Source organism: Plantibacter sp. Leaf314, assembly GCF_001423185.1.
Classification (GTDB): Bacteria; Actinomycetota; Actinomycetes; order Actinomycetales; family Microbacteriaceae; genus Plantibacter.
Genome location: NZ_LMOB01000001.1, coordinates 539,679 through 565,611 on the forward strand (window position 1 = coordinate 539,679; position 25,933 = coordinate 565,611).

27 protein-coding genes and 1 pseudogene are annotated in these 25,933 nt (G+C 67.2%); 13 read left to right on the top strand and 15 right to left on the bottom strand.

The genetic code is table 11. From position 1 onward, the window contains the following. Nucleotides 1-8: 8 nt before the first annotated feature. From iolD to ASF68_RS02525, 7 genes and pseudogenes are all read right to left on the bottom strand, one after another. A complete protein-coding gene (gene iolD, locus ASF68_RS02500; RefSeq protein ID WP_056006375.1) occupies nucleotides 9-1,931 on the bottom strand; it encodes a 3D-(3,5/4)-trihydroxycyclohexane-1,2-dione acylhydrolase (decyclizing) in 1,923 nt (640 codons plus the stop codon). Then, the gene (gene iolB, locus ASF68_RS02505) at nucleotides 1,931-2,869 is read right to left on the bottom strand and encodes a 5-deoxy-glucuronate isomerase (RefSeq protein ID WP_056011260.1); all 939 of its coding nucleotides are present in this window, start codon (nucleotides 2,867-2,869) and stop codon (nucleotides 1,931-1,933) included. The genes iolD and iolB overlap by 1 nt, the downstream gene beginning before the upstream one ends. Before the next feature lie 110 nt (nucleotides 2,870-2,979). Next, the coding region (locus ASF68_RS19135; RefSeq protein ID WP_235526741.1) for an aldehyde dehydrogenase family protein at nucleotides 2,980-3,694 on the bottom strand (715 nt) is incomplete at its 5' end. A 1-nt stretch (nucleotide 3,695) separates the two neighbouring features. Then, nucleotides 3,696-4,582, bottom strand: a pseudogene (locus tag ASF68_RS19140) (aldehyde dehydrogenase family protein); the annotation flags it as partial. A 53-nt stretch (nucleotides 4,583-4,635) separates the two neighbouring features. Further along, a complete protein-coding gene (locus tag ASF68_RS02515; RefSeq protein WP_056006378.1) occupies nucleotides 4,636-5,562 on the bottom strand; it encodes a class I fructose-bisphosphate aldolase in 927 nt (308 codons plus the stop codon). Continuing rightward, the gene (iolC, locus tag ASF68_RS02520; protein WP_056006381.1) at nucleotides 5,559-6,551 is read right to left on the bottom strand and encodes a 5-dehydro-2-deoxygluconokinase; all 993 of its coding nucleotides are present in this window, start codon (nucleotides 6,549-6,551) and stop codon (nucleotides 5,559-5,561) included. Before iolC ends, ASF68_RS02515 begins: the two co-directional genes overlap by 4 nt. 219 nt (nucleotides 6,552-6,770) lie before the next feature. Then, nucleotides 6,771-7,793, bottom strand: a complete 1,023-nt coding sequence (locus ASF68_RS02525; RefSeq protein ID WP_056006384.1) for an amidohydrolase family protein — start codon at nucleotides 7,791-7,793, stop codon at nucleotides 6,771-6,773. A 93-nt stretch (nucleotides 7,794-7,886) separates the two neighbouring features. Here ASF68_RS02525 and ASF68_RS02530 point away from each other — a divergent pair, with 93 nt between their 5' ends. Then, nucleotides 7,887-8,651 (top strand): TetR/AcrR family transcriptional regulator, encoded by a 765-nt coding sequence (locus ASF68_RS02530; RefSeq protein WP_082498632.1) that lies wholly within the window; start codon nucleotides 7,887-7,889, stop codon nucleotides 8,649-8,651. Here the strand turns inward: ASF68_RS02530 and ASF68_RS02535 are convergent. After that, entirely contained in the window at nucleotides 8,648-9,211 is a 564-nt protein-coding gene (locus ASF68_RS02535) for a TetR/AcrR family transcriptional regulator (RefSeq protein WP_157580164.1), read from the bottom strand. The genes ASF68_RS02530 and ASF68_RS02535 overlap by 4 nt on opposite strands. A gap of 113 nt (nucleotides 9,212-9,324) precedes the next feature. Between ASF68_RS02535 and ASF68_RS02540 the strand changes: the two genes are divergently transcribed. Next, nucleotides 9,325-10,488 carry an epoxide hydrolase family protein gene (locus ASF68_RS02540; protein ID WP_056006390.1) on the top strand — a complete coding sequence of 388 codons (1,164 nt, stop codon included), beginning with the start codon at nucleotides 9,325-9,327 and terminating at the stop codon, nucleotides 10,486-10,488. 317 nt (nucleotides 10,489-10,805) lie between these two features. Further along, nucleotides 10,806-11,822, top strand: coding sequence for a hypothetical protein (locus tag ASF68_RS02545; protein WP_200936388.1), 1,017 nt, complete (start codon nucleotides 10,806-10,808; stop codon nucleotides 11,820-11,822). Here ASF68_RS02545 and ASF68_RS02550 read toward each other — a convergent pair. From ASF68_RS02550 to ASF68_RS02565, 4 genes are all read right to left on the bottom strand, one after another. Then, a complete protein-coding gene (locus tag ASF68_RS02550) occupies nucleotides 11,795-13,207 on the bottom strand; it encodes a HAMP domain-containing sensor histidine kinase (RefSeq protein ID WP_056006393.1) in 1,413 nt (470 codons plus the stop codon). The genes ASF68_RS02545 and ASF68_RS02550 overlap by 28 nt on opposite strands. An 8-nt stretch (nucleotides 13,208-13,215) precedes the next feature. Beyond that, nucleotides 13,216-13,896, bottom strand: coding sequence for a response regulator transcription factor (locus ASF68_RS02555; protein ID WP_056006395.1), 681 nt, complete (start codon nucleotides 13,894-13,896; stop codon nucleotides 13,216-13,218). Between the two features lie 56 nt (nucleotides 13,897-13,952). Then, entirely contained in the window at nucleotides 13,953-14,795 is an 843-nt protein-coding gene (locus tag ASF68_RS02560) for a hypothetical protein (protein WP_056006398.1), read from the bottom strand. A 105-nt stretch (nucleotides 14,796-14,900) separates the two neighbouring features. Beyond that, the gene (locus tag ASF68_RS02565; RefSeq protein WP_056006401.1) at nucleotides 14,901-15,542 is read right to left on the bottom strand and encodes a DedA family protein; all 642 of its coding nucleotides are present in this window, start codon (nucleotides 15,540-15,542) and stop codon (nucleotides 14,901-14,903) included. 196 nt (nucleotides 15,543-15,738) lie between these two features. Here ASF68_RS02565 and ASF68_RS02570 point away from each other — a divergent pair, with 196 nt between their 5' ends. Then, nucleotides 15,739-16,128 (top strand): VOC family protein, encoded by a 390-nt coding sequence (locus tag ASF68_RS02570; protein WP_056011263.1) that lies wholly within the window; start codon nucleotides 15,739-15,741, stop codon nucleotides 16,126-16,128. A gap of 60 nt (nucleotides 16,129-16,188) precedes the next feature. Further along, nucleotides 16,189-16,653, top strand: coding sequence for a hypothetical protein (locus ASF68_RS02575; protein WP_056006404.1), 465 nt, complete (start codon nucleotides 16,189-16,191; stop codon nucleotides 16,651-16,653). 274 nt (nucleotides 16,654-16,927) lie between these two features. Here the strand turns inward: ASF68_RS02575 and ASF68_RS02580 are convergent, their stop codons facing one another. Next, entirely contained in the window at nucleotides 16,928-17,329 is a 402-nt protein-coding gene (locus ASF68_RS02580) for a MerR family transcriptional regulator (protein WP_056006407.1), read from the bottom strand. A 67-nt stretch (nucleotides 17,330-17,396) separates the two neighbouring features. On the opposite strand from ASF68_RS02580, the gene ASF68_RS02585 reads away from it, so the two are divergent. After that, nucleotides 17,397-18,395, top strand: coding sequence for an arsenic resistance protein (locus tag ASF68_RS02585; RefSeq protein WP_235526742.1), 999 nt, complete (start codon nucleotides 17,397-17,399; stop codon nucleotides 18,393-18,395). 126 nt (nucleotides 18,396-18,521) lie between these two features. Here ASF68_RS02585 and ASF68_RS18430 read toward each other — a convergent pair whose 3' ends face one another. Then, a complete protein-coding gene (locus tag ASF68_RS18430; protein ID WP_082498453.1) occupies nucleotides 18,522-18,917 on the bottom strand; it encodes a helix-turn-helix domain-containing protein in 396 nt (131 codons plus the stop codon). A gap of 55 nt (nucleotides 18,918-18,972) precedes the next feature. Here ASF68_RS18430 and ASF68_RS02590 point away from each other — a divergent pair, with 55 nt between their 5' ends. Both ASF68_RS02590 and ASF68_RS02595 read left to right on the top strand, forming a co-directional pair. Beyond that, nucleotides 18,973-19,818 carry an SDR family oxidoreductase gene (locus ASF68_RS02590; protein ID WP_056006410.1) on the top strand — a complete coding sequence of 282 codons (846 nt, stop codon included), beginning with the start codon at nucleotides 18,973-18,975 and terminating at the stop codon, nucleotides 19,816-19,818. A gap of 293 nt (nucleotides 19,819-20,111) precedes the next feature. Continuing rightward, on the top strand, nucleotides 20,112-20,357 hold the full coding sequence (locus tag ASF68_RS02595) for a hypothetical protein (protein WP_056006413.1): 246 nt from the start codon (nucleotides 20,112-20,114) through the stop codon (nucleotides 20,355-20,357). A gap of 320 nt (nucleotides 20,358-20,677) precedes the next feature. Here the strand turns inward: ASF68_RS02595 and ASF68_RS02600 are convergent, their stop codons facing one another. Further along, nucleotides 20,678-21,100, bottom strand: coding sequence for a MerR family transcriptional regulator (locus ASF68_RS02600; protein ID WP_056006416.1), 423 nt, complete (start codon nucleotides 21,098-21,100; stop codon nucleotides 20,678-20,680). An 88-nt stretch (nucleotides 21,101-21,188) separates the two neighbouring features. Between ASF68_RS02600 and ASF68_RS02605 the strand changes: the two genes are divergently transcribed. From ASF68_RS02605 to ASF68_RS02625, 5 genes are all read left to right on the top strand, one after another. Next, nucleotides 21,189-22,172: an aldo/keto reductase gene (locus tag ASF68_RS02605; RefSeq protein WP_056006419.1), complete on the top strand. Its 984-nt coding sequence runs from the start codon at nucleotides 21,189-21,191 to the stop codon at nucleotides 22,170-22,172. A 243-nt stretch (nucleotides 22,173-22,415) separates the two neighbouring features. Then, on the top strand, nucleotides 22,416-23,033 hold the full coding sequence (locus tag ASF68_RS02610) for a hypothetical protein (protein ID WP_056006421.1): 618 nt from the start codon (nucleotides 22,416-22,418) through the stop codon (nucleotides 23,031-23,033). 417 nt (nucleotides 23,034-23,450) lie between these two features. Next, the gene (locus tag ASF68_RS02615) at nucleotides 23,451-24,059 is read left to right on the top strand and encodes a copper resistance CopC family protein (RefSeq protein ID WP_056006424.1); all 609 of its coding nucleotides are present in this window, start codon (nucleotides 23,451-23,453) and stop codon (nucleotides 24,057-24,059) included. Nucleotides 24,060-24,121: 62 nt separating this feature from the next. Then, a complete protein-coding gene (locus ASF68_RS02620) occupies nucleotides 24,122-24,652 on the top strand; it encodes a copper chaperone PCu(A)C (RefSeq protein WP_056011268.1) in 531 nt (176 codons plus the stop codon). Continuing rightward, nucleotides 24,649-25,887, top strand: a complete 1,239-nt coding sequence (locus ASF68_RS02625; protein ID WP_056006427.1) for a Dyp-type peroxidase — start codon at nucleotides 24,649-24,651, stop codon at nucleotides 25,885-25,887. The genes ASF68_RS02620 and ASF68_RS02625 overlap by 4 nt, the downstream gene beginning before the upstream one ends. Nucleotides 25,888-25,933: the final 46 nt, after the last annotated feature.

The following is a 25,933-nucleotide window of genomic DNA, read 5'->3' on the forward strand; positions in this document are numbered from 1 at the left end:
TCGGTCACTCAGCCGAGCAGCGGCTTCTGGGTGGCCTTGATCTCGGCGTACTCCTCGTACGCACGCTGCGTGCTCGGCAGCTCGGAGACCGCGGGGACGGGGACGTCCCACCAGCCTTCGCCGTCGGGCGCGTACAGCAGCGGGTCGCTGTTGATGTGAATGAGCGTCGTCCGGTCGGAGGCCTTCGCGGTCGCCATGGCCGCCCTGAGGTCCTCGATCGACGAGGCGCCGGGCTCGACCTCGATCACGTCGACGCCGTAGCTGCGCGCGTTGGCGGCGAGGTCGACGGGCAGGATCTGCTCGCCCTGGAAGTTGCGGGCCTCGGGATCGAGGCTGCGGTACCAGGTGCCGAAGCGCTCGGATCCGACCGTCTCCGACAGATGTCCGATCGAGGCGTACCCGTGGTTCTGGATGAGGACGACGATGAGCTTGATGCCCTCGGCGACCGCGGTCACGAGCTCCGTGTGCAGCATGAGGTAGGACCCGTCGCCCACCATCACGACCACGTCGCGGTCGGATCCGCTCGCCTCGGCACCGCGCTTCACCCCGAGCCCGCCGGCGATCTCGTACCCCATGCAGGAGAAGGCGTACTCGACGTGGTAGCCGAGGGCGTCCCGCACGCGCCACAGCTTGTGGAGGTCGCCGGGGAGCGAGCCGGCCGCCTGCACGATCACGTCCTCAGGGTCGGTGCTCGACTGCACGGCACCGATGATCTCGGCCTGGCCGGGGAGCGCGAGTCCGGAAGGCACGAAGGCCTCGTCGACGACCGCATCCCATGCCGCTTTCTCGCGGCGGACGGTCTCGGCATGGTCGGCGTCGACGCAGAACCCGGTGAGCTCGGTCTGCAACGCTTCGAGCGTCTCGCGGGCGTCCGCGACGACGGCGATCTGCGTGCCGTGCTTGTACGCGTCGAAGCTCGCGACGTTGACGTTGACGAAGGTCACGCCCTCGGCCTGGAACGCCGTGCGGCTCGCCGTGGTGAAGTCGCTGTAGCGCGTCCCGACGCCGATCACGACGTCGGCTTCCGCCGCGAGACGGTTGGCCGCCGTGGTCCCGGTGGCGCCGATCGCGCCGACGTTCTGGGGGTGGTCCCACACGAGCGAACCGCCACCGGCCTGGGAGGTGCCGACGGGGATGCCGGTCGCCTCGACGAGCAGCCGCAGTGCCTCCTCCGCGTTCGAGTAGATCACTCCCCCGCCGGCGACGATGATGGGACGCTTCGCCCCGCGGATGGCCGTGACGGCGCGAGCCAGTGCCGCACGTTCCGGCAGTGGACGGCGGAGGTGCCACTCGCGGTCCTGGAGGAACTCGATCGGCACCTCGACGGTCTCCGCCTGCACGTCCTCCGGCAGAGCGATCGTGACCGCGCCGGTCTCGGCCGGGTCGGTGAGGACGCGCATGGCGGCGAGGGCGATCGAGAACAGCTGCTCGGGCCGCTGCACCCGGTCGAAGAAGCGGGACAGCGGACGGAACGCGTCGTTGACGGTGATGCCGATGTCGTGCGGCAGTTCGAGTTGCTGGAGGACCGGGTCGGCGACGCGTGTCGCGAAGGTGTCGCTGGGCAGCAGGAGCGCCGGGAGCCGGTTGGTGGTGGCGAGGGCGGCACCGGTGAGCATGTTCGCGGCACCCGGGCCGACCGAGGCCGCACTCGCGAAGGTGCCGAGGCGTCGGTGCATGCGGGCGTAGCCGACGGATTGGTGCACCATCGCCTGCTCGTTGCGCGCCTGGAAGTAGGGCATGAGGTCGGGCTCGAGCGCGTTCGCCTGTTTGAGCGCCTGCCCGAGACCTGCGACGTTGCCGTGCCCGAAGATGCCGAACATGCCGGGGATGGTCCGCTCCCGGTGGTCGCCGTCCACGGTCCACTGGTGACCGAGGAATTCGACGAGCGCCTGGCTCACCGTCATCCGCTTCGTCCTGGGGTTCGTCGCCATCACTGCTGTCCTTCGTCGTCGGTGCTGTCGTTCGAGTGGTGCGGTGCCGCATCGGCCGTGTACGGCAGGCGCTGGTCGACGTCCTGGCCGGCCCAGCTCTGGCGGATCCACGCGTGTGCGGGGTCGTCGCTGATGTGCCAGACCCGTTCGTCGTCGGGACCCGCCATCACGTTCAGGTAGTAGAGGTCGTATCCCGGAGCCGCGACCGCCGGCCCGTGGTAGCCGAACGGCACGAGCGCGATGTCACCCGTGCGGACGATCGCGGTGATGTCGATCTCCCCGGCGGGCGAGGAGTAGGTGGCGAACATACCGAACGGGTCGGCGGACGCCGGTGCCGTCAGCCCCTTCGACACGGCGGACTCGAAGTAATAGATCTCCTCGAGTCGCGACTCCTCGCCGGGCACCGACTCGTCGTGCTTGTGCGCGGGGTACGACGACCAGTTCTCCGCGGGGGTGACGACCTCGCAGACGATGAGCTTCGCAGCGTCGAGCGCGTCCGGCGTGCCGAAGTTGTGCACCTGTCGGCTGGACCGCCCGGCACCACGCAACTCGACGGGTACCTCGTCGGCGCGCACGTGGCGGGTCGGGAGCGCGGTGCTCGCGGGTGCCTCGGCGACGGCGACCCGGCCGGAACCGCGCAGCGTCCCGGCCGTCCCGACGCCGAGGTACAGGACATCGGTGGGGCCGTCGAAGACGGACGCTCGACCGCCGAGCACCGCGGTGTCGGAATTCCCCTCGCCGTCCGACCACTGCACGGAGAACGAGCCGGCGAGCGGCACGACGATGCGCTCCACCGCACCGGCCGGGAGCCCGAGCTCGTCGTCACCCGAGAGTTCGGCGACACGGAGGCCGGTGTGCTGCCAACCCTCGGTCGCCCCGTCGACGACGCTCTCCCAGCCGTCGCGGGAGAGGTCGCCCTGCTCGTACATCCACTGCATGGTGTTCACTCCGTCGTGTGTGGTTCGATCTTGCCGCTCGGCCCTTGCCTTCGACAGGCTCCGGGGTGTCGGTCCCTGAGCTTGTCGAAGGGCGGGCGGGCCGGGGTGCCTCAGTTCTGGGGGAAGCCGAGGTTGATGCCGCCGTGGGAGGGGTCGAGCCAGCGGGCGGTGATGGCCTTCTGCTGGGTGAAGAACCGCACACCCTCGGCGCCGTGGGCCTTGGTGTCGCCGAACAGCGAGTCCTTCCAGCCGCCGAAGGAGAACGTGGCGACCGGCACGGGGATGGGCACGTTGATGCCGATCATGCCGACCTGGATCTCGTTCTGGAACCGGCGTGCGGCGCCACCGTCGTTGGTGAAGATCGCGGTCCCGTTCCCGAACGCACCACCGTTGATGAGCGCGACGCCCTCCTCATAGGACTGCACGCGCACGACGGCGAGGACGGGTCCGAAGATCTCCTCCGTGTAGACCTTGGAGGTCGTGGGGACGTGGTCGATGAGAGTGGGGCCGAGCCAGAACCCGTTCGGGTCGCCGTCGATGGGGGTGTTGCGGCCGTCGACGACGATCGTCGCACCGTCGGCCTCGGCGATGTCGAGGTAGGAAGCGACCTTGTCGCGGTGCACCTTCGTCACCAGCGGTCCCATGTCGCAGTTCCGACGGCCGTCACCGATCCGCAGCGTCGCTGCGCGCTCGGCGATCTTCCCGATGAGCTCGTCCGCGACCGGCTCCACAGCCACGACCACCGAGATGGCCATGCACCGCTCGCCCGCGGAGCCGAAGCCGGCGTTGATGGCGGAGTCGGCGACGAGGTCGAGGTCCGCGTCCNTCCACAGCCACGACCACCGAGATGGCCATGCACCGCTCGCCCGCGGAGCCGAAGCCGGCGTTGATGGCGGAGTCGGCGACGAGGTCGAGGTCCGCGTCCGGCAGGACGAGCATGTGATTCTTCGCCCCGCCGAGGGCCTGGACCCGTTTGCCGTGCGCAGTGCCGGTCTCGTACACGTACTTCGCGATCGGGGTGGAGCCGACGAAGGAGATCGCGCGGACCTCGGGGTGGGTGAGGAGTCCGTCGACCGCTTCCTTGTCGCCGTTCAGCACCGTGAACACGCCATCGGGGAGCCCGGCTTGCTTCCAGAGCTTCGCGAGCCAGATCGCCGCGGACGGGTCCTTCTCGCTCGGCTTCAGCACGACCGTGTTGCCGGCCGCGATCGCGATGGGGAAGAACCACATCGGCACCATCGCCGGGAAGTTGAACGGCGAGATGATGCCGACGACCCCGAGCGGCTGCTTCGTGGAGTACACGTCGACGCCGGTGGAGACCTGCTCGGAGAACTCACCCTTCAGGTGGTGGGCGAGACCGGTCGCGAACTCCACGACCTCCTGCCCGCGGGTGATCTCGCCCAGCGCGTCGGAGACGACCTTGCCGTGCTCGGCGGTGATGATCTCCGCCAGCTCACCCTTCTTCGCCTCCAGCAGCTCACGGAACTTGAAGACGATCTGCTGACGCTTCGCCAGCGACAAGTCACGCCAAGCCGGGAACGCCTTCGCAGCCGATGCGACAGCTGCTGCGATCTCGTCCTGGTTCGCGAGAGCGACGTGCTTCGTCGCGACACCGAGCGCGGGGTCGTAGACGGGGGCGGTGCGACCGGAGGTGGAGGGGGCCTCAGCGCCGTCGATCCAATGCGGGACGACGGGGAGGGAGTCAGTGCTCATGATGCGGGTGGTTCCAATCTGTGGAGGATCGACGCTCGGAGCGGAGCGGTATGTCAGGACGGGAGGTCGCCGTGGACGAGACCGGCGGCGGTGTCGACGGCGGCGGTGACGTCGCCGTCGGCGGGGTAGATGAGGGTACGTCCGACGACCAGGCCGCGGACGCCGGGCAGCTCGAGGGCACGCTCCCAGGACGAGTACACGTCGTCCTGGTGGCCGTTCGGATCGCCGCCGAGGAGGAGTGTCGGCATGGTGGTCGCCGCCATGACGCGCTCCATCTCCTCAACCACCGGGAGTTTCATCCAGGTGTACGCGGAACTCGAACCGAGGCCGGCGGCGATGGCGATCGAGGTGATGACGGCCTCCGGCGAGAGGTCGTTCACGATCCGACCCTCGCGCCACTCGCTCATGAACGGCTCGAGCATGATCGGCACCCGAGCCGCGGCGGCCTGGTCGACGGCGCGTGCGTTCGCCTCGATCGTCGCGACCGATCCGACATCGCCGAGGTTCACCCTGAGGAGGGTCTTGGCGAAGTCGAGACCGTCGCGGACGATGCCGGGAATGTCGTAGCCGGTGAAGCGGTCGTCCATTTCGAATGCGGCGCCGCGCAACCCGCCCCGGTTCATCGATCCGACCACGACCTTGTCGTCGAGCAGACCGAGGAGGGCGAGGTCGTCGATGATGTCGGGGGTGCCGAGCACGCCGTCGACGCCAGGACGCGAGAGCGCGAGCGCGAGGCGGTCGAGGAGCTCGTACCGGTCGGCCATCGCCATCGTCTCGTCGCGCACCCCGAGGGCTCCGCGAGCCGGGTGGTCGGCGGCGACGATGAAGAGTCGGCCGTCACCGCGGATGAGCTCGCGGCGGCGGCGGTCGGTGTGGGCTCGAGCGATCGCTGCCGGGTCGGATGCGCGGACCTCGCGCAGGCGCTCGAACTCGGTTTCACGGAGGAAGCGTGATGTCCTGGTGTTGTTCACGATGGTCATCGGGCACCTCCGAGTTCTGCAGCACCGACGGTGCTGATGCTGTCGAGGATCTCGAGGACCTCAGCGGAGTTCGGCATGGCGGTCGAACACTCACGCCGCGAGGCGACGATCGCCCCGGCGATGTTCGCGAACCGCAGGATCTTCTCGAGACCCCAGCCTTCGATGAGGCCATGACAGAGGGCGCCACCGAAGCTGTCCCCCGCGCCCAGTCCGTTCACCACGTCCACGAAGTACGGCGGAACCTCGACGATCTCGTCGCGCGTCTTCGCGAGGACGCCCTTCGGGCCCTGTTTGACGATGGCGAGTTCAACGCCGCGTTCCAGTAAGGCGTCTGCAGCGCGGTGCGGATCGGTCTCGCCGACGGCCACTTCGCACTCCTCACGATTGCCCACCGCGACCGTGACGTGTTCGAGCGCTCGCCCGACCTGGGCTGAGGCCTGCGCCGCCGAGTTCCAGAACATCGGGCGGTAGTCGAGGTCGAGGATCGTCAGGGGCCGACGGGCTCGGGCTTCCCAGGCGGTGAAGTGCGCCGAGCGGCTTGGCTCCTCACTGAGTCCCGTCACCGTCGCCCAGAACACCTTGGCGCGGTAGATCGCGTCGAGATCGAGCGACTTCGACGTGATCGTCAGATCGGGTGCCTTCGGCTTGCGGTAGAAGTACAGCGGGAAGTCGTCCGGCGGGAAGATCTCGCAGAAGGTGACCGGCGTCTGCAGCTCGGCCTCCCAGCCGACGAACTCGTCTGCGACGCCGAGGCGTCCGAGCTCGCGGTGGACGTATCGACCGAACGGGTCGTTGCCCGTCCGGCTGATGAGGGCCGTCGGGTGCCCGTGCTGTGCGGCCGCGACGGCGACGTTGGCGGCGCTTCCTCCGAGGTACTTGCCGAAGGTATCGACGTCCTCGAGCCCGATGCCGTCCTGCAACGGGTAGATGTCAACGCCGACGCGTCCCATGGTGACGACGTCGTAGGTGGTGGCTGATGGAGCGGTCATACGTCTCTGTACAACTTTCTGTGAGCTGTTCGATGAGGCCACGACCAGCATACACAGAATGTCTTAACAAATGAACATGACCTGCAGAATCTCGGATGGAGAGCACGCAGGCCCTGTTCGAGGCAGACCCCCGGCTTGGAACCCATTCGGTCTTGGCCGGCAGGTGACGCGGCAGAATACTGGGTTCGACGAACGAATCCACAGCATCCGTCAGAGCGCTCACCGTCGTCGGGCGATCAACCTCTCCCAATTGCCGGAGCCGATGGCGATCTTCTGCTCGTGGGTGAAGGGTGCGCCCTCGAGGAAGCTGCGACCGACGCCGGCAGAGGTGTCGAGGAACGGGAACCCGCCGGGGCGGGTGCCGAACGTGTACGGATAATCCGTGGAGTAGACCATGCGCTCGGTGCCAACGACCTCGGCGGTCCATCGGAGGTAGCGCTCGGACACGGTGCCACTCCCGGCGATCCAGAAGTTCTGCGTCCAGTAGTCCAGGAGCGGGCGTTTAAGGCCCGCGTTGTGGGCCATGATGCCGGTGTGGTCGAGGTAGAACATGACCAGCTCGCCCCAGTGTCCGGCAACCACTTGGAGGTCCGGGTGGCGGTCGAAGACCCCACCGAAGATCATCCGCAGGTACTGCACGCCCAGGTCGTAGTACCAACCGAGGCCGGCGGTCGCCAGACCCATGCCAGCGGAGCCGAGGCCGGAATAGTAGGAGTCGATGACCCCCGGGACGGGTACCTGCGGATGAAAATGCAGGGGCACACCGAGTTCGACGGCCTTCGCGTAGAGCTCGTCATGAACGGGCGAGTCGGCCAAGACCTCCGCGGTCCGGCCGTAGAGCATCGCCCCGACGAAGCCGAGCCGCGTGACGGCACGATCGAGCTCCGCCGCCGCTGCGGCCGGGTCGGCAGTGGGAATCGTCGCCCACGCCTGGAACCGGTCTGGATGTTCCGCGACGATCTCGGCAAGGTGATCGTTCGCGTCGCGGGCGACGACCGGCGCGTCCCTTCCGGACAGATTCTGGACGCCCGGCGAGTTCAGCGAGAGCACTGCGACGTCGATCCCCTGGTCGTCCATATCAGCCAAGCGCTCCTGCCCTGTACTGCGAAGCCGGCGTGCGAACGGGTCATCGCCCCACCCGGCGTGAGGGTTCGGCTGCACGCCGGAGCGTTCCCAGGCATCGAGCACGAGCGGTAGTGCGATGTGCTCCTCGAGGGCGACGATGGTGATCTTCTCGGACATGGGTAGACCCTCCTGTGGGTGATTTCATCGATAACACTTTTCGCGTAGCGCCGATGTTATCACCCCTAACGTCATTGCGGTATCGTCGTGACCATGAGGGAACAAAGCATGGAGAGCCAACGGGGTCGCACCCGGGAGGCGATCCTCACCGCCGCCAGCGAGCTCATCGCGGAAGGCGGCGCGGGCGCAATGACCACCCGCGCGGTCGCGCTGCGTGCCGGCGTCCAGGCGCCCGTGATCTATCGGTTGTTCGAGGACAAGCAGGGTCTGGTTCGCGCCGTCGCCGCCCACGTCTTGGCAACGTACGCCCGCTCGAAGGACGTGGCCGACGACGACGCCGATCCCATCTCCGCTCTGCGTGTCGCCTGGCAGGCACATATCGACTTCGGCCTCGCCAACGGAGGGCTGTACCTCCTGATGAACGAACCCACCCAAGCGAGTGATGGAGCCGAAATCGATCTGCCTGCGGAGTTCCCCGACGTCCTGGCACTGCGAGTACTAGCGATCGCGTCGGCGGGTCTCCTGGCGATCAGCGAGGAGCGAGCAGTGGGCCTGATCCGCGCCGCTGGGGACGGGGCGATCCGGGCCCTCCTCGCCTCGACGGCCGATGCCGACCACGCATCGGCGCTGTCAGATGACATGCTCCACGCCGTGCTCGCGCGCATCGTCGCGAATGAGAGCAGTGTCACCGCCCGCCCTGTCGATGCCCTGCTGATCCAACTGCGTGCCGTGGCAGACGACCTCCCGGGGCTCAGCCCCGCGGAGCAGGCACTCCTCCGCGAATGGGCTGCCCGGAGCCTCAACCGGGAGACCACCTCGACCCGACACGCCACCTCGTCGTCGGACGCAAGGCCCTAGGCCGGCGCGTCGAGAATCTCGGCCACCCGGTCGGACGTGACACCCAGCAGGAGCAGACTCGACGTCGTGACGGCGCGCGCATCGAGCCCACCATCCGCGAGGCCGTGATCGGCAATGGAGAACACCGTCGACCACGCCACTTGCCCGAGCACCGCCGCCGGCAGGTGCACCCCGAAGACACCTTCATCCTGACCTCGTCGCACGAGCTTGGCGAGGGACCGATCCACTGGGGCGAGTTCAGCATGGATCTCCGCCCCAAGCGGGCCGCGCCGAAGAGCGACGAGGACTCTGTACCTGCCCACGAGCGGCCAGACCCTTCCGAGGAATGCCGCCCACATCGCATCCGCCGGACCGGAGTCGACTGCGCCGATGGCATCCTCGATCTCGAGGGCCGCCCGGCGAGTCAGTGCCAGCACGAGGTGGGATCGGCTGGGGAAGTATCCGTACACCGTGCGACGGACCACGCCCGCGGCTGTAGCGACGTCACCCAGCCCAGCTTCAGGATCGACTCCCAGCACCTCGGCTGCAGCGTCGAGGATGCGGTCTGCGGTCTGCGTCACATTGCCTCCTGAAGAGCGATCGCCGGAGATCGATCATTGCACATGCGTGTGCAATCGTCGTACTCTCGATTGCACACACGTGTGCAATGACCGCGCAGGCAGGAGCAAGACCGATGCATGAGACCACCACTTCGGACGACGTCGACATTCGACCGTTCCGCATCGCCGTCCCGAACGGAGAACTCGACGATCTGTACCGGCGCCTCGACTCCGTTCGATGGCCGACGGCCGAGACCGTGGACGACCGCTCCCAAGGGGTTCGCCTCGAGCGGGTGCGGGAGCTCGTGGACCGATGGCGCAATGGCTACGACTGGCGACGGACCGAGGCGACCCTCAACGCCCACCCACAGTTCCACACCACCATCGACGGTGTCGACCTGCACTTCCTCCACGTCCGCTCATCCCACCCACGCGCGCTGCCCGTGATACTGACGCACGGCTGGCCCGGTTCGTTCGCGGACTTCACGGAGCTTATCGAGCCGCTGGTGGATCCGGTGTCGTCCGGCGGCCGTGCGGAGGACGCCTTCGATGTCGTCGTTCCGTCGCTGCCCGGCTTCGGGTTCTCGGGAAAGCCGACGACACCGGGGTGGACTGTCGAGCGGATTGCGGCCGCCTGGGCGACGCTCATGCGACGACTCGGGTACCGCGAGTGGGTGGCACACGGCGGAGATTGGGGAGCGGCCGTCACCACCGCCCTTGGGGCCTCCCGCCCCGAGGGGCTTCTCGGCGTGCATCTCAGCACGCCGTACGCCTTCCCCGCGCAGATCCCGACCGACCTCGATGCGTCCGAACGGCGGGCGGTGGACGGACTCGCTCTCTACGCGGGAGCGCTCGGCGGCGCGAACCACGTGCAGGGCACGGTGCCACAGACGCTCGGGTACGGGTTGGCGGACTCCCCTGTCGGGCAGGCGGCGTGGATCTGGGACAAATACGAGTCGAAGACCGACAACGCCGGCCGCGCCCAGGATGCCATCGACGTCGATCGGATGATCGACACGATCGCGATCTCGTGGTTCACGAACAGCGCAGCGTCCTCGGCGCGTATCTACTGGGACAACCGATCGGCGACCATGTCCGGCCCCCACCTCCACCTCCCGGTCGCCGTCACCGTGTTCCCGAAGGATGTACCCCTGCTCCCGCGGTCCTGGATCGAGGACGCCTACAGCGACCTCGTCCACTTCGGGGAGGCACCACGAGGCGGCCACTTCGCCGCGCTCGAGCAGCCGGAGTTCCTCGCGAGCGAAATTCGCAGCGGACTGCGCGGGCTGCGCACCTGAACCCGGGGAGCACGCCAGGAGCGCTCTCGGAATCGGCCACCCGCCGGCGAACGCTGGCGCGGCACGCCCTGGCGATCCGAATGCTCTCCGCCTCGCCGAACTCTCATCGTCCTGTCAGAGAGGGCCTGCAGCTATCGCTCTATCCTCGGCGACACTCACGGTCACGAACGGGCACCCCGGCTCATGGGTGAGTCGGGATGCCCGTCGTACTCGGCGGTATGCCGCTCGGGTTACGGCATCGTCCAGCTCATGCAGCAATGGACCCGAGCGGGCCCGACACGGGCCCCCACCCACCATTGTTTGTGGGCGGAGAGGTCGTGCGCGATGAACGTGGCGCCGCAAACGCCTCGCTGGTCAAAGCCGATAGCGGTGACGCCGGCGGATCTCATCGTGGCTCGGGATGTTTGTTCATCGGCGTTCCACCGACGAGAGGGGTGGGTGCTGGGCTGAGAGTGCTCTCAGAGCTCGGCTCTCGCTTTCCGTGTCATCTCTCGGGAGGCGCGTGCAGGCTCCCGCTCATGAGTGTTGTGCCTGCGCCCGCGTCGGTCGTCGCGTCGAAGGTACCCGAGGTCACGGCGGTCTTCTGGGTGCTGAAGCTGCTGACCACGGGGCTCGGTGAGACGGCGTCCGACTGGATGGTGGTGCGCCTCGACCCGGTGCCGGTCGTGCTCGCTACGGCAGCACTCTTCGCAGCCTGTCTGATGATCCAGCTTCAGGCACCGCGGTACGTGGTGTGGCGGTACTGGTTGCTGGTGGGCATGATCGGGGTGTTCGGGACGATGGTCGCCGATGTTGCGCACATCGTCGTCGGGGTGCCGTACATCGTCTCGACGGCGGCGTTCGCCGTGGCACTCGCCGTGGTGCTGGGCGTGTGGTGGCGGTCCGAGGGCACGTTGTCGATCCACTCGATCACGAGCCGGCGGCGGGAGGTGTTCTACTGGGCGACGGTGTGCGCGACCTTTGCTCTCGGCACCGCCGTCGGTGACCTCGCCGCGCACGACCTCGGTCTCGGCTACGGCGGGTCCGCCATCGTCTTCGGCGTACTGTTCCTGCTACCGGGTCTGGCATACCGGTTCTTGGGTTGGTCGGCGGTCGCGATGTTCTGGGCGTCGTATATCGTCACGAGGCCGCTCGGCGCGTCGATTGCGGACGGGCTCGCGGTGGTGCCGTCGCGAGGCGGTCTAGGTTTCGGAACGGGTCCGGTGACGCTGGTCGCTCTCACCATCACGATTGGACTCGTCGCCGTCTTAGCGCGACGCCACACCCGCAACCCGATGCCCGCCGGAAAACGTTCAGGCGGCGCCGGTCAGCTGTCGTGCGACGGCGCCGCCTGAACGGCAGGCAGGCCGATGCGGATCGTCAGCCCGTCGCCCGGCCGGTTGTCCAGCTCGATGCTGCCACCAGCGTTCCGAACCAGTGCGGCGACGATCGCGAGTCCGAGACCGGTTCCTTGACCGCCGGTCCGCGAGGCATCTTGACGGGTGAAGCGGTCGAGTGCGAACGGCTCGAACGCCGGGTCCATCCCGCCGCCGGTGTCAGTTACGAGGAGCCACGCGAATCCTCCTCCAACGGCCAGCTGGACGTCGATCACCCCGCCGTGGCCGACGGCGCGCAGTGCATTGTTGAGCAGGTTGTCGAGGATGCGTCCGAACGCCTCAGCGCCGATCGGGAAGCTGCCAGTGTCCTCGGTCCCGTCGTCGGACGCCAGGAGCTCCGGCCCGTCGTACAGAATCGAGACCTCCGTGTCCTGTGCGCGGAACCGAGCACGGTCGGTCGCGTCATCGGCTTCACGACCGAGGGCTCCGATCGAGCTTCGAACACCGTCGTCGGCAGCTTCAATCGCCGAAAGTTCCAGCAGGGAGGTCACGAGGGCCGCCAGGCGGGTGACGTTTCGTCTGGCACCGTCGACGTCTCGCACCATCTGTTCCACCGATGACGCCTCAGCGACCGCGACCTGCAGTTGGGTGTTCAGCAACGCGATCGGCGTGCGGAGCTCGTGGCTGGCGTCAGAGACGAATTGCCGTTCCCGGCGGGCGGAGTCGCGCAGCCGCTCGATGAGCTCATTCAACGTGCGGGCGAGGTCCGAGATCTCGTCGCGAGCCTCGCCGACCGCGAGGAGTTCCGAGGACGACCCAGCGCTGAGGGCATCAGCACTCCGGCGAAGGCGACGGACTGGGCCGAGGGACAGACTCGTGAGCGCCCAGGCGGTCCCGGCAGCACCGACGGCGATCACCGCGAGGCCCGTGAACAGCAGCGTTCGCATCTGCGCGAGAACGGTCGTCTCCTCCTGCGCGTCTCGGGCGGCCACCACAACCCAGTCCCCACCTGCGACTGCGACCGTCGTCGACAAGACGATGAAGGACGCATCTCCCACCCGGACGTCGTGCGCCTGCCCGGATCCGCCCACATCCGGCAGCTTGTCGGCCAGCGAAGCCGGCAGTGTGTTGATGGGCGTCGAACCGTCGGGAGTTAGGACGGCGACGAGTTGTGACGGCCCTGGCGCGTCGAAGGAGTCGTCCGGTTCCGTCTGCAGGGCGACGACGTAGGGGGCGCTGTCGCTTGAGAGGACCGAGCTGGTGCCGTCACGGACGATGCGTTCGATCTGCGCGTTCAGGACGATGCCCGCGGCGACTGCGATGAGGATCGCGATGAGGAGACTGCCCCCGGCGATCCTCATCCGGATGCCGAGACGGTCGATCAGCCTGCGGGTCGTCGCCACGGGGACCCTCACGGACCCTTCGAGGCGACGAGCCGGAAGCCGACGCCGCGGGTGGTCACGATGCGCACGCCCGCCCCGCTCTGCTCGAGCTTCCGCCGCAAGTAACTCACGTACTGGTCGACGATGTTCGGATCGATGTGCTCGCTGGTCTCCCAGACCTCTGCGAGGATGTCCGCGCGGGTCACGGTGTCGTCCACGCGAAGCGCGAGGACACGGAGCACGTCGAACTCCGTGCGGCTCAGTGGGATCTCCCGATCGCCCAGCCGGGCGCGATGGCGTGCGAGATCGACCGTCAGGTCGCCGAGCAGGATGCGGGCGGGTGCGTGCAGCGCGTCGCGGCGGCGGACGGCTCTGATGCGCGCGGACAGCTCGGCCAGGTCGAACGGTTTGACCATGTAGTCGTCGGCACCGGCGTCGAGCCCCCGCACCCGATCGTCGACGGCGTGCCGAGCGGTCAGGAGGATGATCGCGATCGTGGGATCCAGCTCTTTCAACCGGCGGCTGAGCTCGAACCCTGACATCCCCGGAAGCATCACGTCGACGACCGCGAGCTCGAACTCCGTGTCCGTCGCGAGTCCGATGGCGTCGATACCGTCGTGCGACTCGACGACCTCGTGGCCGTCGGACGCCAGCCCGCGAGCGAGCAGTTCCGTCATCTCGTGCTCATCGTCGACGACGAGGATCCTCACGACCTGCCCCCTCCCGCCTGTTGCCGGCAATGCCCACCCGGCCCCGTTTCCACATCCTAGGACGCAGCGAGCCGCCGGACGTCGGCTGCCGCTGAGACGGCCGACGGATCGGACGCTGCAAGCTGTCGACGCTGACGCGCGAGCTGCACTGTGAGGAAGACGACGAGGGCGATGATGACGATGCCGAATACCGCGCTCGTGGCGGTCGTTCCGAGCCCCAGCCCGCCGTCCGCGACCGGTTGGGAGGCGAGATCGCCGAGCGATGCGCCGAGTGGGCGGGTGAGGACGTAGGCGATCCAGAAGCACACCACGGCGTTGGCGTGGAAGACGACATACGCGATGGCGACGGCCGCGATGACCGCGGCGAACAGGACTGCGGCGAGCACGTATCCGAGGCCGAGCGCCTCCGACAGGAAGTCTCCAGCCGCAGTACCGAGCGCGAAGGTGAACAGGATCGCCCACCAGTAGAACGCCTCGCGGCGGCGGGTGACGATGGAGTGGATCGACAGGGTCCGCTCGCGCCGGAACCACACCGTGAAGGTCGCCCCGAGCAGGACGGCGAAGCCGAGCGTCGACGCCCACAGTGGCACCCCGACGACATCGGTGAGGTTGTCGGTGATGAGGGTGCCGACGACGCTGATCAACACGACGGTGATCCAGTAGACCGTCGGCACGTAGCGCCGCGTCCGGAACTGGACCGCGAGGGCGATGAGGAACAGTGCGCCCGTCACGATCGACGTCGCCGTCAGGCCGAAGCCGAGCGTGTCGTTGAAGTAGTCGGCCGCGGTCTCGCCAACGGTGGTGGAGAACACTTTGATCACCCAGAAGGCCAAGGTGATCTGGGGGACCTTGCTGAGCAGCAGGTCACTGACGCGAGTGGATTCGAGTGTCGAGGGCATGCGTCAACGCTCTCGTTCCACCCTGCAGCCGGCCTGACTTTGACGACCCGCGTTCGTGAGGGTGCTCACAGAATGCGGTGCGCCCGCGCGTCCCGGACGGCTGGTTCAGCTGTCTGTGCGTCCCGCGCGACGACTTCGGATCACGCTGACGATGATCGAGAGGATGGAGATGACGACGATGCCGCCGAGGATCAGGTCGATGTATTGCGACACGAAGTCCGCGACGCCGGGGATCTGTCCGAGGAAGAACCCAGCGAGGATCAGCAGGGTCGGCCAGGCGATGCCGCCGACGATGTTGAAGAGCAGGAATCGTGGATAGTGCATGCGGGCGGTTCCTGCGGCGACCGGTGCAACGGTGCGGACCACGGGGACGAATCTCGCGATCGTCACCGTCGCGGGACCGTATCGGTCGAAGAATCCGTTCGTGCGCTCGAGGGTGGCCCGGCTAATGAGTCCCGCGGCCTTCCGCTCGAAGACCCGAGGGCCGACCCTCCTCCCGATGAGGTACCCGAGCTGATCCCCTGCGACCGCCGACACGGCGACCGCGAGAATGACGACTGCGACGGGCACCCCGATCACGCCGGAGAACGTCAGCACACCCGTAAAGAAGAGCAGGGTGTCGCCCGGAAGCACGAACCCGATCAGCAGTCCCGTCTCGACGAAGATGATCAGACACACGACGGCAAGCGCCCACCCGCCACTGCTCTGGATGATGGACTGAGGGTCGAAGAGACCGGTGTGGATCATCTCCCGAGGCTCGCACGTCCAGCGGAACTGCGCCCTCGAATGCGCACCGACACCCTGAGAGTTCTGACAGAACCGACGCCAACGCGCGATCCACCAGACCTGCCGGTGACACACCCGCTTGTCGAGACACGTGCCGGCCGAGCACACTGGAGCACGACGGGCATTCGAACCCGTGATCGTCGCGAAGGAGTGCCCGGTGCAGTGGAGTCTCGAAGTCGTTCCTGTCAGCGTCGCCGACGTCGACCAGGCGAAGGACTACTACGCCCAGCAGGTCGGATTCCACGTGGACCTCGACGTCCGGATCAGTGACGAGCTCCGCATCGTGCAACTCACACCGCCCGGCTCACGTAGCAGCATCCAACTCAAGACTGGCGAGACCCGTCTGGAGGGCCTGCAGCTCGTCGTCGACGACATCGATCAGGCACGCGCCGAGTTGGCCGACCGCGGTGTCGACGTGAGTCCAGTGACACACTTCGAAGACGGCGTCCGCCTCGAGGGCCGAGGTGGCGACTGGAACTCATTCGTCCTCTTCGCCGACCCCGACGGGAACACCTGGGTCATCCAAGAACGCCCCCAAACCAGCTGACGGCCACCGCGTGTGCATTTCGCCCTACAGTCGGATGGGTCGGTAACCGAGGAGGAACCAATGTCGTACGTCGTCGATTTCGCCACGGTGTCGGAGGTCGGGCTCGAGTCGTCGCCGGTGGCTGCGGCACTGGCCGGACTGCGGGCCAACGAGGCCCGCTACTTCCAGAACAAGTACGACCACGTCTTCACAGTCAGCCCCGCGAGCCAAGTGCCGGAGATCATCGAAAGAGTGCACCGCATCTTGCAGGACGAGCGCAGCCTGACGATCGAATCCAGACCGCTCGAAGCCACCAGGTTCGAGGTGGAGGGCATCGACATGTCCTATGTGTTTTACGAGTCCGGACTCTCCATCAACGTCATGTACACGATCGAGGACGGTGGGAAACGCGCCGTCGGGTTCAAGCTCTCCGACGGTATGGACGTGCCGGCCGAACTCGAGTCGAGGTTCAAGTTCGCCCGCCAGAAGTCGAAACTCGCCGGCACCATCCGCGGCTCGTATTTCGTGATCAAGAGCGTGTACTGAGGATCGACCCACGGCGCTTGAACCCTCACCGGTTGTTCGCGCGTCAGTACCGCAGTCATGGCTACGCTGGCGACCATGACCACGATGACGGCCTGCCGCAGGTGCGAACGTTGCTAGCGGGCAGCGACCAAACGCATTCGGAGCGGAGCCGTACGCTGCCCGGAACCGATTGCGTTCGGTTTTTGCCTCTCCTACGCGCCGCCGCTCGACTCCTCGTGGGACGTCATGCAGGTGTCCACGCAGGCGTGGGCGGGGATGCTCGGTCGGTGAAGCGCTACCTGACTTCGACAGCGGGTGTGGTCCGGGTGCGGAACACGCACTCCGTTGAGCAGTGGTCGTCGCGGTCTGGACACGCTGCGAGCCCATGATCGGCCTGGTCGAGGCGGGCGCGTTTCTCGTCGATCTGCCGCACCCGTTCCGCCAGAAGTGGGCGGAGCTGGTCGCGGACGTCGGTGCAGGAGTCGTCCTCCAGCGACCGGAGATGCCGACCGATGTCAGCAAATGGCAGGCCGAGTTCTTTGCTCGCTTCGACCAGATCGAGCCGCCCGAGCACCGCGGTGTCATAGTCGCGGTAACCGCTGAGGGTGCGGCCGGGAGCGATCAGGCCGATGCTCTCGTAGTAGCGCAGTGCGGTCGGTGCGACGCCGGTGCGTTTGCTGACCTCCGAGATGCGCATGCGCCGATCCTACGGCCGGGAACCCCGATTGACCTTCCAGCGGCTCGAACGTTTACGGTTGAGCCTCGTGCCCCTCAACGCTCGATCCCAGCTCGTGACGGCGATCGTGCCGTGGCTGGAACGTCACCAGATCGTCCTTTACCTCGCGGCGATCGCTGCTGGCGGCGTCTTCGGCCTGCTGCTACCCGGCGCGCATCATTTGGAAGTGGCGATCGAGCCGGTCCTCGCGCTACTGCTGTTCGCGACGTTCCTCGGGGTGCCGTTCGCCGCGATCGGCCGCTCGCTCCGCGACGTCCGGTTCCTCGCCGCGGTCGGCGTGGTGAACTTCATCATCGTGCCGCTCGTCGCCTACGGACTGTCGCGGTTCGTCGCGGATCAACCGGCGCTGCTGTTCGGGGTGCTGTTGGTGCTGCTGACGCCGTGCATCGATTATGTGATCGTGTTCGCCGGCCTCGCCGGAGGAGCCTCGGAGCGCCTGCTCGCGGCTGCTCCGCTACTGGTGCTCGCGCAGATCCTGCTGCTGCCGGTCTACCTGCTGTTGTTCATCGGTCCCAGCGGTGTCGCGGCTGTCGAGCTCGGCCCGTTCGTGCGCGCGTTCCTGCTGCTCATCGTGCTGCCGCTGACCGCGGCCGCCGTGACGCAGCGGCTTGCCAAGCGGCACCGGATCGGACGTGGGATCGAGCGCACCATGCTGACGCTCATGGTGCCGCTGATGGTCGCCACGCTCTTCACCGTCGTGGCCTCGCAAGCGGGAGCTGTGAGCACCGCGGCCCTGCAACTGCTCGTGCTCGTGCCGCTGTACGCGGCGTTCCTGATCGTCATGGCATTCGTCGGCACGGGCGCCGGGCGCCTGTTCGGCCTCGACGTCCCGGCAACCCGAGCCCTGGTGTTCAGCGGTGCCACTCGGAACAGCCTCGTCGTCCTCCCGCTCGCGCTCGCGCTACCCGCGTCGCTGGCGATTGCGCCCGTGGTGATCGTCACGCAGACCCTCGTAGAGCTGGTCGGCATGGTCGTGTTCGTGCGACTCGTCCCTCGGCTGGTTCGGGAGCGAACACCGGTCAGTTGAACCTCGCAGGTTGGGTTTCGACAACAAGTTCTGAGCACCCGAAGTGTGCGGAACTTCGCCAACCGCACCGGACCAACAGGCGAGTGCTCAGAAACAATCGTTTTCAGCTGACCGCTACGCCCTGCGTCAGGAGTGCGTGGTCGGCTGGTAAACCACACCAGTGCAGGATGCCGGGAACGCGACAGCATCTTCTTCGTCTGCCGCTGCTGGAACGGTCATTGCCCAGGCGTTCATCGCGTCAAGGACGGGCCGTAGGCCCTGGCCCAGGTCGGTGAGCTCGTACTCCACTCGGGGAGGGATTTCCGGGTGCGAGGTTCGAGTGACGATTCCATAGGTCTCGAAGCGACGCAGCCGATCCGTCAACGTGTGAGCACTGATCCCTGGCAGCGCATCCTTCAGCTGGCCAAAACGAAGCGACCCATTAAGCAGCTCTCGAACGATCAAGGTCGCCCACGGCCCCTCAAGAAGCGACAGAAATCGGGCGATCCCGCACGCCGGCCAGGTCTGTGCTGTGAATCCCATGATGCCTCCTTAGTGCACTTGAAGTAACCAGTGCATCCTATGCACTAATGGTCTCATGACATTCATCACTCACGGTGCAACGGGCGCTCAGGGCGCCCCCATCTTCTCCCTCCTGCACGCAGCAGGCCACGACACCACTGCGGCGGTGCGCGACACAGCGAAGATCGACGGGAAGGCTGTCTCCGTCGACTTCGATTCGGCGGCGTCCCTCACCGAGGCGTACCAAGGCGCAGACGGTGTCTTCGTTCACCTACCCCTGGGAAGCCCGGACCAGCAGGTAACGTTCGCGACGGCGATCGGCGACGCGGTCGCGAAGGCGCGCCCCAAGCGAGTCGTGTTCTCGACCAGCGGCTACCCGCTGGCCCTGCCCGATGGCAGCCGCACTGCGCACGGCATCCTCCACGACAGACTGGAGAAGTCAGGAGTGTCTTACGCCGTCATCACTCCGAAGACGTTCCTCGAGAACTTGCTGTTGCCGGTCACCCTCGACCCCGCCCGCGTAGAGGGGAAGCTTCGTTACCCGATCCGTGAGGATTACGCCATCTCGTGGATCTCCCACCTGGACATGGCTGACATCGCAGTGCAGCTCCTCACCGACAACGTCGACGTGCAGGGCGTTGTCACCGCAGGTGCACTGCCGGCCCTGCTCGGCGACGACCTCGCTGAGGGATTCTCGGCACACCTGAACACTCCGGTCAACTTCGAGAGCCAGAACCCCGACGACTACGGGAAGCTGATCACCCCACTCTTCGGGGCCGCGGGCGTTGAGCCCGTCATCGCGTCGTACCACGCACGATGGTCGATGCCCGACGAGCGCATCGACGAGTCCCGGTCCGCGCAGATGCTACTCGGCGTCACTCCCCGTTCGGTTCAACAGTGGCTTCGTGACATGGGGATTTAGGATCTCAGAACATGTGGTGGCGTTGGACCATGGGTCCGGCGCCACTTTCGCGTCCATACCGGAAACGATCGTTTCCGGTATCGGCCGCAAATCTGATCGGACGCCGCGTGTTCGCTGGGTCTAGGCTCCGAACAGGTCATCACCCGGCGAGAGCCCGCATCGGATGGCTAGGGTCCGGAGAGACAGCGGGGCAAGAGTCTCCGCGCCTAAACCAAGTGACCCGCCCTTCAGCGTTGAGTGGCGGGTCATCTGTTTCACCAGCGCCGGTGATTCGGTGCAACACGAGCGGAGCAATGATGAACATCGAACGGTGGTGGCCGAAACTCAAACCCACCACCCGGCAGTACCTGATCGAGCACAACGGGTCCTCGTTGCCCGCGGACGCCCGAGCAGAAATCGTCAGTGTCGGCGGGCGCCTCACCTCCGGCTCCTCGTGGGTGACGAGCTGGCCAGACGGCTACTACTTCCCGGCCGCGACCACACAGTGGATCGCCGCGCTGACCCGAGAAGCGACGGTCGAACCGGGCACCCTCTCATAGCGCCTCAGCGGACAGACGGCGGGGCGGCACACGCGGAACCCGAATCCGTACTGGCAACGCTGCCCCGGTCGGGAGCGATAGTAGGCCTGCCACACACGGGGCGCAAGGAGCTGTTGCGACCGCGAACCGATACCGGCGACCACGACGCTGCAGGCTGCCCAGCGGGTGTCCGCTGCGCTGAGAACGGCTCCTGGCCAACACGCGGTGTGCGTGTGACCAGGAACCTGCGACAGGCGGGGCCCTGTCGCGCCCAGCGTAGCTCTCAGCACACTCCGGGCCATCTCGAGACCCGTTGTGCGTGGGGCCAGATACGTGTGCCGTCAGCGCGTTCGGGCCGCGGGCTGCGCGCTGGAACTCGTCGTGGCAATGGCCTGGCGGTACGCGGCAATCTTGCGTTCCAGCGCTGCGAGGTGCCGTTGAACCTCGGCCTGTCGCTCGAGGACGGCCGCGTGGTGCTCTTCGAGGAGGGCCAGTCGTTCGGCATCGTCAGCGCCGGCCCGGTACGCGGCCGCGTACTCGCGCATCTCCTGGACGCTCATCCCTGTGCCGCGGAGCATCAGCGTTCCGGCGAGCCAAGTCAGCGCAGCCGTGTCGTACCGACGCCATCCGTCCGGACCACGGCCGGGCGCGGGCGCGATGCCTTCCTTCTCGTAGTAGCGGATCGTGTCGACCGTGATGCCGAGCAGCTCAGCGGCGACGCTGATCGTGACGGGCTCGTCGACGTGGACCTCGGGAAGCAGCATGCCCTGAGTGTCCCACTTGACATGGTGTGCGCACCAGGGTCGAGAGTTGGGTCGTCCGGGTCGACCCGGCGGTGAACGGAGAACACGCATGCAGCAGATTCCTCTCGGCTCCCAAGGCCTCGTCACATCCGCGCTCGGACTCGGGTGCATGGGGATGAGCGCCTTCTATGGCGGCGCCACCGAAGCCGGCTCCGTCGAGACCATCCGCCGAGCACTCGACCTCGGAATCACCTTGTTCGACACGGCAGAGGCGTATGGGCCGTTCGAGAACGAGCAGCTGCTCGGCCGGGCTCTCGGTGCCGACCGGGACCGGGTGGTCGTCGCGTCGAAGTTCGCCACAGACTTCACCGACGATGGCACCCCGATCGGCCTTGACGGGTCCCCGGAGCACGCCCGTCGCGCGATCGACCGGTCGCTCGGCCACCTCGGCACCGACCATGTCGACCTCTGGTACCTGCACCGCGCCGACCCGAACGTGCCGATCGAGGACACCATCGGTGCCATGAGCGACGCCGTCACCGCAGGCAAGGCCCGATACATCGGCGTCTCAGAAACCTCAGCAGAAACCCTGCGACGAGCGCACGTGACGTTCCCGATCACCGCGATCCAGTCTGAGTACAGCCTCTTCGAGCGTGACGCCGAGCACAATGGCGTCCTCGACACCGCTTCGGAGCTCGGCATCGGGTTCGTGCCGTTCTCCCCGCTCGGCCGTGGGTTCCTCTCCGGCACCGTCACCCGGAAAGACGACCTGCCCGAGGGTGACGCCCGCCGGAATCTTCCCCGGTTCTCAGACGAAGCCATCGATGCGAACCTCCGCGTCGTCGATGCACTCGGAGTCATCGCCAACGAGAAGGGCGTTACCACCGCGCAGCTCGCTCTCGCGTGGCTCATCCAGGCTGGCACCGTCCCCATTCCCGGCACCACGAAGGCATCCCGGGTCGAGGAGAATGTCGCCGCCACGGACATCGCGCTCACCACCAGCGACCTCGAACGGATCGAGGCGGCCTCACCCCACGGAATTGCCGTCGGCACCCGCAACACCGAAGCAGGGATGGCGCGAGACCGAGGCTGACCCATACGCAAACGCCCGTGGCACTGACCAGGTGCCGCGGGCGTTTCGGATCGTGAATTCTCAGACCGCGATCGAGGCTTCCTTGTCTGTGGATAACTCTTCGGGAATATGACCGATACCCATGTTACGACGCGTCATTCCGGCTCTAAGCCATCGGATCGAGCGTGCAGGATCAAACAGGGTCGGATACGAGCTGGATGGCTCGGAGCGGTTCCTGCGGTGCCCGTCTGCGACAATGAACGCATGTCGTCCGCCCGCTCGATCCGCACCCTTCGTGGTGTGGTCGCTGCGGCATTCTCGACGTTCGTCGCGCTGCTGTCGCACATTGCCGGCGGGGGCTCCATGCCTGGCGTTCTGGGCATCGTCGTGCCGCTGATGTTCTCGACGCTTGTCTGCGTGCTGCTGGCTGGCCGACGGCTGTCCATCATCCGCCTGTCGCTCTCGGTCGCGGTGAGTCAGGTCCTGTTCCACACACTCTTCGTGCTCGGCGCCACCCACGGCAGCCCTCCGATGGCGATGCCGAGCGGTCATCTCTCCCACGGATCGCCTGTCACCCTCGATGTGTCATCAATGCCGATGATGCACGACGGGCACGGCGGTGCCGGCATGTGGCTCGCGCACATCGTCGCCGGCGTCGTGACCATCGCCGCGCTCCACCGTGCGGAGACGCTGCTGTCAACGGGCGCGGCGATCAAGGAGTTCGTGCTCACACGGCTGGTGCCCGCCGTCCTCGCGGCCCTGGCATCGCCGGCGCTACCCGCGCGCGTGTCGCCCCGGACCGACATGCCGATCCTGCGCCCACTCGGCGTGTATCCGGAGACGACCGCCCTGCGCGGACCTCCGGCGCTGTCCTTCCTCTGACATCACGGCACGACCTCGCTGAGCTGTGCGCTCGGTTGACGATCACCGCTGCGCGCGCATAGGACACCTCCATCGACGACTGGCCTCGGCCGTTCGTTGTCCAGGTGCGCCGCGCACCTGAGTGCCGCCTTGTCCGCGCCCGTGCCTGCTGCGCCTTCACGTGTTGCCGCAACGTTCGCCCGGTGAGCTGAGCCGCAGGGTTTGAGCCTGCCGGCTCTCCTCGTCGGTCATGCGTTCATCGGCGTTATCGCGTGGAGCGCCGGCGTCGACGGCGCCTCCTTGCCACCTCCGGTAACTGCGGAGTGACGAACGTGCCGCGAACCGCTGCGACCTCGAAGCCGAGCGCGGACCAGGGCAGACGACAACGCCCGTCCCGCCCGCATCACGACCACACCAGGCCCCTCGAAAGGACCATCCGTGACAGCACCCGCACCAACCCGCCTAAGACGCCTTGCGCTGCTGCTCGCTGCAAGCGTCCTGGCCGTCGCCATACCGCTCACGCTCGGCGCCGCGCCGGCGTCCGCGCACGACCAGCTCCTCGCGAGCACGCCCGGCGACGGTGCGGCGCTCGACGCGTCGCCGACGGAAGTGACCCTGCAGTACTCGGACAGCGTCCTGACGATCGGCGCGATCGTGCTGCTCGTCGACCAGGACGAGCACAACTGGATCACCGGCGAACCGATCCTGAACGGCTCCGACGTCACCGCGCGCATCGACGACACCCTCCCGACCGGTGCGTACGAGATCCGCTGGCGCGTCGTCTCCGCCGACGGCCACCCCATCAGTGGGCTCATCCCCTTCACCGTCGGTGACGCCGCACCCGTCGAAAGCGCACCCGCGACGACGACACCTTCACCCAGCGCGGCAGCCGCGACCGATACGGCAGGCCCCGAAGACGACGCCGCGGCTCTCCGGCCAGTACTGATCGGGATCGGCGGCGCGGCGATCGCCGTCCTCGCGTTCTGGGCGTTCACCGTCTGGCGCAAACGCCGCCCCTCAGCCGCGTCCGGAACCCGATCAGAGTGACGACAACACCACCGCACGTCCAGCATCCGATCCAGCAGCATCCCACCAAGAAAGGCATCACCATGCACGCACGCACCACCAGCAAGCTCCTCGCCCTCACCGCAGCGGCGATCATCGCCCTCACCGGCTGCAGCACCGCCGCCGGTAGCACCGCGGAGACCACGCCGGCAGGTGACTCCGTCACCATCGAGAACGGTTGGGTCAAGGCCGCCGACGAGGGCATGTCCGCAGCGTTCGGCGAGCTCGAGAACAGCAGCGACCAGGACGTCACGGTCGTCTCGGCTACCACCAAGGCGTCGAACATGATCGAGCTGCACGAAACGGTCGAGAACGAGTCCGGCGAAATGGTCATGCGCGAGAAGTCTGGCGGCTTCACCATCCCCGCCGGCAAGAGCCTGACGCTCGCGCCCGGCGGCAACCACATCATGCTCATGGACCTCGTGAACTCGATCAAGGCGGGCGACGAGATCACCTTCACCCTCACGTTCTCCGACGACTCCACCTACGACTTCACCGTCCCGGCGAAGGACTACTCCGGCGCCAATGAGAACTACGAGGGCGACGACATGGACATGGGCGGCGACAGCAAGTGACCGAACCCCAGACACCCCAACCGGGCCGGTCTGGCGTCAGTCGGCGGGGGCTCCTCTTCGGAGGAGCCGTCGCCGGCCTCGGCGCGGCGGCAGCCATCGGCGCCGACGCCCTCCTCAACCGCGGCAGCGACGCACCGGCGACCACCGAGACCGAAGCCGCGTTGAACGGTGAGGAGACCGTCGCGTTCTACGGCACCCATCAGGCCGGTATCGCCACCACCCCGCAGGCCCATGCCACCTTCATCGCGCTCGACCTGCACCCGGAGACCGATCGCGATGCGCTGCGGCGCATGATGCAGATCCTCACCGACGACGCCGCTCGCCTCACCCAGGGCCTGCCTGCCCTGGCCGACTCCGAACCGGAGCTCGGCACCGTTCCGGCACGGCTCACGGTCACCTTCGGGTTCGGACCCGAGTTCGTCACCCGCGCCGCGAACGCGTCAGCGAAGCCCGCCTGGCTCGGCCCACTCCCTGCGTTCACCATCGACCAGCTCGACCCTGCCTGGAACGACGGCGACCTCCTCCTGCAGATCGCCGCCGACGACGCGTTCACCGTCGCCCATGCGACCCGGATGCTGCTGAAGGACACCCGCAGCTTCGCGACCGTCCGCTGGACCCAGACCGGGTTCCGCCGCGCGCACGGATCCGAGAAGCCCGGCACGACCATGCGGAACCTCTTCGGTCAGGTCGACGGCACCTCCAACCCAGCTCCCGACGGTGACGACTTCGCCGCACTCGTCTGGAACACCGAGGGCTGGCTCGCCGGCGGCACGAGCTTCGTGCTCCGCCGCACCCGCATGAACCTCGACAAATGGGACCGTCTCGACCGCGGCGGCCGTGAGCAGTCCGTCGGACGCACGCTCGCCAACGGCGCACCACTCACCGGGACGCACGAGCACGACGAACCCGATTTCGACGCCAAGACCAGCATCGGCTTCCCCGTGATCCCCGAGTTCTCCCACATCCGCAGGGCCCGCTCCGAGAACACCGCCGAGCGCATCTACCGGCGCGGCTACAACTACGATCACGCGCCCACGGGCGCCGAGATCTCCAACAGTGGGCTGCTGTTCGTCTCCTACCAGGCCGACGTCACCAAGCAATTCGTGCCCATCCAACGACGCCTCGACCAGCTCGACCTCCTCAACGAGTGGACCACCCCGATCGGTTCCGCCGTCTTCGCGATCCCACCCGGATGCACGGACGGCGGCTACATCGGCGACACCCTCCTCAGCTGACCCACCCGCGCACCTTCTACACCAGCACCGCAGAACAGGACACCGC